Origin of the sequence: Microcoleus sp., from assembly GCF_049646505.1 — a bacterium.
GTDB lineage: Bacteria > Cyanobacteriota > Cyanobacteriia > Cyanobacteriales > Microcoleaceae > Microcoleus.
Window position 1 is genome coordinate 1 of sequence record NZ_JBARVX010000260.1, and the last position, 2,259, is coordinate 2,259.

The window sequence follows — 2,259 nt, forward strand, 5'->3', positions numbered from 1 at the left end:
CCCAACCCCCCCTTATTAAGGGGGGGAGAAAGTCTAAAATTCAACTGGGAATTCACACTCACAACGACTCTGGAGTTGCGGTTGCTAATGCTTTAGCGGCTGTGCAGGAAGGCGTGACGATGGTGCAGGGAACTATTAACGGTTACGGCGAACGCTGCGGCAATGCCGATTTGTGTTCTTTGATTCCTAATTTTCAGCTTAAATTGGGTTATGATTGCATTCAAGACCAGCAATTAGTTAAATTAACTCAAGCCAGTCGATCGATCAGCGAAATTGTCAACCTTGCTCCCGATGACCGCGCTCCTTTTGTCGGTCTTTCGGCTTTTGCTCACAAGGGCGGAATTCACGTATCGGCTGTTGAAAAAAATCCGTTAACTTACGAACACTTGGAACCCGAAAAAATTGGTAATATACGGCGAATTGTGATTTCGGATCAAGCAGGTTTGAGTAATGTTTTGGCGAAGGCCCGCACTTTTGGAATTGAACTCGATCGCCAAAATCCTGCTTGCCGCCAAATTCTGGACAAATTAAAAGCTTTGGAAAGTCAAGGATATCAATTTGAAGGCGCTGAGGCAAGTTTTGAATTGTTAATGCGGGAGGCTTTGTCACAGCGCCAGCGGTGGTTTGAAATTAAGGGATTTCAAGTACACTGCGATAAGGTTGGCGAAGATTGTACGGCTTTAGCAACTGTCAAATTGTCAGTCAACGATACAAATATTCTGGAATGTGCGGAAGGAAACGGCCCGGTTTCCGCTTTGGATTCGGCTTTGCGGAAAGCTTTGGTGAATTTTTATCCGGCGATTGCACATTTTTATCTGACAGACTACAAAGTGCGAATTCTCGACTCTGGTGCGGGTACTGCTGCTAAAACGCGCGTTTTATTGGAATCGAGCAACCGCCAGCAGCGGTGGACAACTGTAGGGGTTTCTACGAATATTTTGGATGCTTCTTGTCAGGCGGTTGTTGAAGGTTTGGAGTACGGTTTGGTGCTGGACAATCAAGAGGCAATTCCCCTAGTTTGTCGGGTTCATTAACTAAGAACATTGGGCGGTGAGATAAAATACCGGGCGGTTGGAAACCGCGTCTATACAAACAAAACCCGCCGCCGCGGGTTGAAGATCAAAAGACCGGGCGGTTAGAAACCGCGTCTATACAAACCAAACCCGCCTCCGCGGGTTGAAGATGAAGAGTCTGCGGTTAAAATTACCTTATTCTCTTCAGTCCGCGGAGGCGGACTTCGTTTCTGTAGGCGCGGTTTCAACCGCCGTCTTATCCGTATTGATTTTCCACTGACGCACCCTACAATTTTGTTTAAGGATGCAAAAACTCTAAATGATCTCCGGGAATCGATCGCAATTTAGCCGCCGATCCTTGCACTTTCAACCTGCCGCGTTCTAACATGATAATCCAATCGGCGCGATCGATCACTCGCGGCCTGTGACTGATAAAAATCGTGGTCTTCCCGTGCCGGTACATCAACAAATTTTCCAAAACTTCCGCCTCGCTGGCGGGGTCTAGCCCTGCGGTAGATTCGTCTAAAATCAATACGGGCGGGTTGTTGAGAAGGGCGCGGGCGATCGCCAATCTCTGTCTTTGTCCCCCAGAAATATTCGCTCCAAACTCCCCTAAAACAGTTTGATACTTATCAGGTAATTGGCTGATAAATTCGTCGGCCCCCGCAAGTTTACACACTTTCACAATCTGTTCAAAGCTAGCATCTGGACTCCCCAAACGAAAATTATCTATAATCGAACGGCTCCAAAAATGCGCTTCTTGAGGAACTAAAACCACCTGCTGTCTGAGACTGTCTAGAGACAAATCTTGCAAATTGTAGCCGCCAATTCTCACATTACCAGATTGCAGCGGATACAAACCAGCAATTACCTTAGCGAGCGTACTTTTTCCGCAGCCGGAATAGCCGATTAAAGCAATTGCTTGACCCCCAGGAAACGTCACAGAAAAATTTTCCAGCAAGTCAAGTCTACCGGGGTAGTGAAAATTCACATTCTTGCAAACAATCTCATCGCGACCTTGAATCGTGACCGCAGGTTTATTACTATCATTCTTAGTTTCCGGCGCAGCATCAATCACTTCTGAAAGCCGTTGAGTTGCTGTCTTAACGCGAGTCATTTCATCACTAAATCCGACTAAAGAAGTCACCCAAGTAGTAACGTTTTGATTCATACTAATAAACGCCAGCAACTGACCGATACTCAATACCTTGTCAATCACCAAACCGCTGCCCAACCACAGCAAAGT

Annotated in this window: 2 protein-coding genes; one reads left to right on the forward strand and one right to left on the reverse strand. The window is 46.6% G+C overall.

Features of this window, described 5'->3' with window-relative positions:
- Nucleotides 1-1,034, forward strand: a 1,034-nt coding sequence (gene cimA / locus WBA89_RS14110) for a citramalate synthase (RefSeq protein WP_424407382.1), incomplete at its 5' end; no start/stop codon positions are given.
- 277 nt (nt 1,035-1,311) lie between these two features.
- On the opposite strand, the gene WBA89_RS14115 is transcribed toward cimA, so the two are convergent.
- Nucleotides 1,312-2,259: peptidase domain-containing ABC transporter (locus tag WBA89_RS14115; RefSeq protein ID WP_424407384.1), on the reverse strand; the 948-nt coding region annotated here is incomplete at its 5' end.